The organism is Mycobacterium sp. (assembly GCF_044370595.1).
Classification (GTDB): domain Bacteria; phylum Actinomycetota; class Actinomycetes; order Mycobacteriales; family Mycobacteriaceae; genus Mycobacterium.
Genome location: NZ_JBILVF010000193.1, coordinates 1 through 5,585, shown reverse-complemented (window position 1 = coordinate 5,585; position 5,585 = coordinate 1). Strand labels below are relative to the sequence as shown.

Annotated in this window: 6 protein-coding genes and 1 pseudogene; 5 read left to right on the top strand and 2 right to left on the bottom strand. The window is 64.5% G+C overall.

Going from position 1 to position 5,585, the window contains the following annotated elements; genetic code table 11:
• From ADBZ5N_RS17105 to ADBZ5N_RS17090, 4 genes and pseudogenes are all read left to right on the top strand, one after another.
• Positions 1 to 259 (top strand): annotated as a pseudogene (locus ADBZ5N_RS17105) (recombinase RecQ); the annotation flags it as partial.
• Positions 260 to 349: 90 nt separating this feature from the next.
• Entirely contained in the window at positions 350 to 1,477 is a 1,128-nt protein-coding gene (locus ADBZ5N_RS17100; RefSeq protein ID WP_526259487.1) for a hypothetical protein, read from the top strand.
• 3 nt (positions 1,478 to 1,480) lie between these two features.
• Positions 1,481 to 2,263 (top strand): SDR family NAD(P)-dependent oxidoreductase, encoded by a 783-nt coding sequence (locus tag ADBZ5N_RS17095; RefSeq protein ID WP_526259485.1) that lies wholly within the window; start codon positions 1,481 to 1,483, stop codon positions 2,261 to 2,263.
• Entirely contained in the window at positions 2,260 to 3,408 is a 1,149-nt protein-coding gene (locus tag ADBZ5N_RS17090; RefSeq protein WP_526259483.1) for a sulfotransferase, read from the top strand. Before ADBZ5N_RS17095 ends, ADBZ5N_RS17090 begins: the two co-directional genes overlap by 4 nt.
• A 14-nt stretch (positions 3,409 to 3,422) precedes the next feature.
• Here the strand turns inward: ADBZ5N_RS17090 and ADBZ5N_RS17085 are convergent, their stop codons facing one another.
• Positions 3,423 to 3,872: a hypothetical protein gene (locus tag ADBZ5N_RS17085; protein ID WP_526259481.1), complete on the bottom strand. Its 450-nt coding sequence runs from the start codon at positions 3,870 to 3,872 to the stop codon at positions 3,423 to 3,425.
• On the bottom strand, positions 3,869 to 5,020 hold the full coding sequence (locus tag ADBZ5N_RS17080; RefSeq protein ID WP_526259479.1) for an aromatic ring-hydroxylating oxygenase subunit alpha: 1,152 nt from the start codon (positions 5,018 to 5,020) through the stop codon (positions 3,869 to 3,871). The genes ADBZ5N_RS17085 and ADBZ5N_RS17080 overlap by 4 nt, the downstream gene beginning before the upstream one ends.
• 101 nt (positions 5,021 to 5,121) lie before the next feature.
• Between ADBZ5N_RS17080 and ADBZ5N_RS17075 the strand changes: the two genes are divergently transcribed.
• The coding region (locus ADBZ5N_RS17075) for a gamma carbonic anhydrase family protein (RefSeq protein ID WP_526259477.1) at positions 5,122 to 5,585 on the top strand (464 nt) is incomplete at its 3' end.

Genomic DNA, 5,585 nt, shown 5'->3' with positions numbered 1-5,585 from the left:
CGAATTGGGTCGGCTGACCAACCTGGGCACACTGCGCTATCGGCCCGGCCGACCAAAGGTCACCGCGGTGAACTCCGCCTATCGGGTGGCCGCGCTCAACGATTCGTGGGAGGTGCCCGATCTCGGGGGTGTGGAGGGTCCGATCCTGCTGATCGACGATCTCACCGACACCGGGTGGACCCTGACGATGGCGGCCAGGGTGCTCAGGCGGGCCGGTGCGGACGAGGTTTTGCCGTTCGCGCTGGCCAGCGTGAACTGACTCCCCTCATCGCCGCGCCACGATGGTTGACTCACGACTAGAACACGTTCTAGATTCAGGGGCAGCCCACGGTCGGGAGGCCTATCCACGATGTACGCACAGCCCCTGATTGACGCCATCGCGGAGGCTGAACGACTGGTACGCGAGGCGCCGCACATCGAAAGTGACGCGGATCTCCTGGAGGGCCTGCAGTATCTGGCGGGCGGGATCGCGGCCTGCACCCATATCGCGTTCGACTACGACCGCGACCACCCATTCCTGCAATCCGGGACCGGGCCCTTCACCAAGATGGGCCTGGACAACCCGGACACCCTGTACTTCGGCACCCGGGTGCAGGCCGGACATCAGTACGTCGTCACCGGAACGCGCGGCACGACAACCGATCTCAGCTTCCAGTTGCTCGGTGGGGAGTACACCGATCAGAACGTCCCCGACAGCGAGACAGCTTTCGACGACCGCAAACTCGATATCGGGTCCGACGGCGGCTTCGAGTGGCGGTTCACGCCCAAAGCCAACGCCCAACTCGTCATCCGCGAGGTGTACAACGACTGGTCGGCCCAGCGCGGAACCGTCGCCATTGCCCGCTCGGACACCGCGGGGACAGCGCCGCCGCCACTGAGCCGTGAACTCATCGAGAAGCGTTGGGCGACAGCTGGAAAGCAGCTGGTCCAGCGGGTCAAGACCTGGCTGCAGTTTCCGCAGTGGTTCTATATGAACATCCCGGTGAACACCATGGTGGCGCCGCGGCTCACGCCCGGCGGACTGGCCACCCAGTACTCCTCGGCTGGTCACTTCGAGTTGAACCCCGACCAGGCCCTGGTGATCAGCCTGCCGGTCACCGATGCGCCCTATCTGGGGTTCCAACTGGGCAGCATGTGGTACGTCTCGCTGGACTACATCAACCATCAGACCTCGCTGAACGGAACCCAGGCCCACGCCGATCCGGACGGCAAGATCCGTATTGTCGTCGCCGAGGCAAACCCCGGGGTCTCCAATTGGATCGAAACCACCGGGCACCGGAAGGGATTCCTGCAGTTCCGCTGGCAGCGGGTGTCCCGCCCGCTGACCGAGGCGGACGGTCCGACCGTGACGTTGGTGGACGCCGAGGCGGTACCCGATCAACTGCCCTATTACACCGCTAATCGGATCACCGTCGAGGACTGGAGAGCCCGGATAGCACAGCGGCAGAAACAGATTCAGAACAGGATGGTGGGATAGCCGATGGCCGGGATGCTGGACGGCAAAGTTGTGGTGATCAGTGGAGTGGGCCCTGCCCTGGGAACCACGCTGGCCCGGCGGTGCGCCGAAGCCGGGGCGGACCTGGTGCTGGCCGCCCGCACCGCCGGACGGCTCGACGACGTTGCATCCGACGTGGCGGCGCTGGGCCGGCGGGCTGTGGCGGTGACCACCGACATCACCGACGACGAGCAGGTGGACCGGCTGGTTTCGGAGTCTCTGGCGGCCTACGGCAAGGTGGATGTCCTGATCAACAACGCCTTTCGGGTGCCGTCGATGAAACCACTGGCGGATACGACGTTTGACCACATCCGGGACGCCATCGAACTCACGGTGCTGGGCGCTCTGCGGATGATCCAGCGCTTCACCCCCGCGCTGGCGCAGACCAAAGGGTCGGTGGTCAACGTCAACTCGATGGTGATCCGGCACTCCCAGCCGAAGTACGGCGCCTACAAGATGGCGAAATCGGCGCTGCTGGCCATGTCACAGTCGCTGGCCACCGAACTCGGTGATAAGGGCATCCGGGTCAATTCGGTTGCACCCGGCTACATCTGGGGTGACACGCTCAAGAGCTATTTCAACCACCAGGCGGGCAAGTACGGCACCACCGTCGAGCAGATCTACGCCGCGACCGCCGCTCAGTCCGACCTCAAGCGCCTGCCCACCGAGGACGAGGTGGCCTCAGCCATCCTGTTCATGGCCAGCGACCTCTCCAGCGGTATCACCGGGGCGACACTGGATGTGAACTGCGGAGAGTACAAAGCGTGAGCCCTCCACGCACAGACGTCGGAACCGTCGAGGACCTCAAAGCCTCCGCTGTCAAGGCGGTCGGACTGGATGACTTCGGTTCCGACGAGGACAACCACCTAGAGGCTCTGTCGGTGCTGCTGGACTCCTACCGGCGCGACGCCGACTTCACCGAACTGGGCAGCAAGATGTCGCGGTTTTTCCTGCGCAACGCCCTGGTCGCCCGTCTGCTCAGCGAGGCGTCCTGGAAGCAGTATCCCCAGCACGTCGATGTGCCCGTTACCGCACCGATTTTCGTCACAGGTCTGCCGCGAACCGGCACCACCGCCCTGCATCGGTTGCTGTGCGGGGATCCGCGCCACCAGGGGCTGGAGCTTTGGCTGGCCGAATTCCCGCAACCGCGCCCACCCCGTGAAACGTGGCCGCAGAACCCGGTGTTCGCCCAACTCGATGCCCGGTTCAAGAAGGCCCACGAAGAGAACCCCGACTACACCGGACTGCACTACATGACCGCCGATGAGGTGGAGGAGTGCTGGCAGCTGTTGCGCCAGTCGGTGCACTCGGTGTCCTACGAGACGCTGGCGCACGTCCCGACCTACGCTCAGTGGCTGGCCCGCCAGGACTGGACCACGCCGTACCGGCGTCATCGCAAGAACCTGCAGTTGATCGGCCTGAATGAACCCGAGAAGCGTTGGGTGCTCAAGAATCCCAGCCACCTGTTCGCCCTCGATGCGCTGTTCAACAACTACCCCGATGCATTGGTGATCCAATGTCACCGCCCGGCCGAGACCATCATGGCGTCGATGTGCTCCCTGGCGCAGCACACCACCGCCGGTTGGTCGAACACCTTTGTCGGTGCCGCCCTCGGAGCCGACTCCCTGGAGACCTGGTCGCGCGGATTGGAGCGCTTCAACGCTGTGCGCGCCACCAAGAACCCGGCGCAGTTCTGCGATGTCGACTACTTCGAGCTCATCGCCGACCCGATCAGCACAGTGGAAAACATCTACGCGCACTTCGGAATAGAGATGACCGAACCAACCCGGGCGGCCATCAGAAAGACCGATGCGCAGAGCAAGCAGGGCCCGCGGGCGCCCAAGCACAGCTACTCGCTCGCCGACTACGGACTGACCGAGAACCAGGTCAAAGAGCGCTTCCGGGGGCTGTAGTGATCGCGGCGATGTCAGCCGTCGCCGGGCGCGGGAGCGCTGGAGTATTCCTCCAGACATCCTTCCGCTACAGCATGCTTGATGCTGTCGCCGAGCCTCGGGCAGGACGGGATACGGGCGCTGCTTCCGCCCCCGGCCCGGATCTCGGCGAAGTAGGCGCACCGCACCGTGGCGTCGGTGTTCCACTGCACGGCCGTGTAGGGGGCGCCCAGTTTCTTGACCTTCACCGAGGCGTGGCAGAACCGGCAGTCGACCTCGGCGAGTCCTGCGGTCAGATAGCGCTCGCGGTCCCGCCGGGTGGCCTCGTGCACGGCGGCCGCACGGACCGGATCATTGGCGAAATCCGGTGCCTTGGACCAGGTTGTGGCGTCGCCGTCGTCTCGGGCGGGGTGATCATCGCCGTGCGGGCCGTGTAACAGCAGCATCGAGCGGGTCAGCTCGTCGACATCGGGCGGCTCGGTCATGAAGCCGGCTGCCCCGCTCCGTGCTCGGCCTCGGCTGCTTGCTGCCGCAGATTCTCCTCGACCTCGACATTCCATTTCTCGTTGGCCTTGGTCGTGTCGACCTCGAGTTCGAAGCGGTCGGTCATGTCGGGGGTGATATCGGCGACGTCGACGTAGAACTGCTGATACCAGCGGCGCATCTGATAGACCGCGCCGTCCTCCTCCACTAGGAGCGGGTTCTCGATACGGGTCTTGTGCTTCCAGATCTCCACGTCCTGCAGGAAGCCCTTGCTGACACCCTTGGTCATTCCGTCGGAGAGCTTCGTCACCATGGATTCGTCGAGCCCCTTGGGCTTTTCGACGATAACGCCCCACATGAGGACGAACGAATCCTGGGTCACCGGGTAGTGGCAGTTGATCAGGATCGACTCGGCCTTGAAGTCGCCATAGGTGTTGTGCAGCCAGTTGATCATGAACGACGGCCCGAAATAGCTGGCCTCGGAGTCCAGGTGCGATTCGCCGTAGGCGGTGCCCATACCACCGACGTCGGGACGGCCGACGTTGTGCAGATACTGCGAAGCGACGTGGCCTTCGAAGACATTCTTGAAGTAGGTGGGCAGCCCGAAGTGGATGTAGTAGAAGTGCGCCATATCGGTGACGTTGTCGATGATCTCCCGGCAGTTGGAGCCCTCGATCAGCATGGTGTTCCAGTTCCAGTCGGTCCACTCGCCGCTGGACCATTCCGGGATGTCCGGGATGCGGACCTCGGGTAGCGGGGGATTGCCCTCGTGATCGTGCCAGACGAACAGGAGTCCAGCGCGCACGTCGGTGGGCCAGGAGCGGGTGCGGGCGAGTTTCGGGGTGCGTTTGGCGTAGGGCACCAGTTTGCACTTGCCGTCCCCGCCCCAGCGCCAGTCATGGAAGGGGCAGGCCACCTGATCGCCCTTGATGGTTCCCTGGGACAGGTCACCGCCCATATGCCGGCAGTATGCGTCCAGGACGTGGAGTTGGTTCTCCGAGTCGGCGAACACGACCAGCTTGGTGCCGAACGCGTGGATCGGGTGCGGTTGGCCGTCCAGGAACGACGTGACCGTACCCAGGCAATGCCAGCCACGGGCGAACCGGTCAGGCAGCGTCCCGGTGTCGATATCGCGAATCTCGGTGCTCATCTCGCGCCTCCACTATCGTGTCTCTAACTAGAACACGTTACAGTTTTGCGCGGCTCTCACGCAATGCGGCGGCAACGGGCGTACTGCGGTATATCTGAACGATGCCGATGTACTCGTTCGAAGGCCGGTCGCCGAAGGTTGATCCGACCGCGTTCGTCGCCCCGACCGCCGTGCTGGTCGGAGACGTCACCGTCGAGGCCGGGGCGTCGGTGTGGTTCAACGCGGTCCTTCGTGCGGATTACGCGCCCGTGGTCATCCGGGAAGGTGCCAACGTCCAGGACGGGTCGGTGTTGCACGCACCCCCGGGGATCCCGGTCGACGTGGGTCCCGGCGCCACCATCGCCCACATGTGCACGATCCATGGCGCGCACATCGGGGCCGAAGCCCTCATCGCCAATCACTGCACGGTGCTCGACGGAGCGGTGATCGGCGCCCGCAGTCTGGTCGCGGCGCATTCGCTGGTCACCGGGGGCACCCAGATCCCGCCCGGGGTGCTCGTCACCGGGGCGCCGGCAAAAGTCAAGGGCCCCATCGAAGGAACCCGCTCCGAGGTGTGGGTGCAGGC

What these genes read in the sequence shown, in the direction of transcription:
- ADBZ5N_RS17100 (WP_526259487.1), top strand. Translation starts at nt 350, where the DNA reads ATGTACGCACAGCCCCTGATTGACGCCATCGCGGAGGCTGAACGACTG.
- ADBZ5N_RS17095 (WP_526259485.1), top strand. Translation starts at nt 1,481, where the DNA reads ATGGCCGGGATGCTGGACGGCAAAGTTGTGGTGATCAGTGGAGTGGGC.
- ADBZ5N_RS17085 (WP_526259481.1), bottom strand. Translation starts at nt 3,872, where the DNA reads ATGACCGAGCCGCCCGATGTCGACGAGCTGACCCGCTCGATGCTGCTG.
- ADBZ5N_RS17080 (WP_526259479.1), bottom strand. Translation starts at nt 5,020, where the DNA reads ATGAGCACCGAGATTCGCGATATCGACACCGGGACGCTGCCTGACCGG.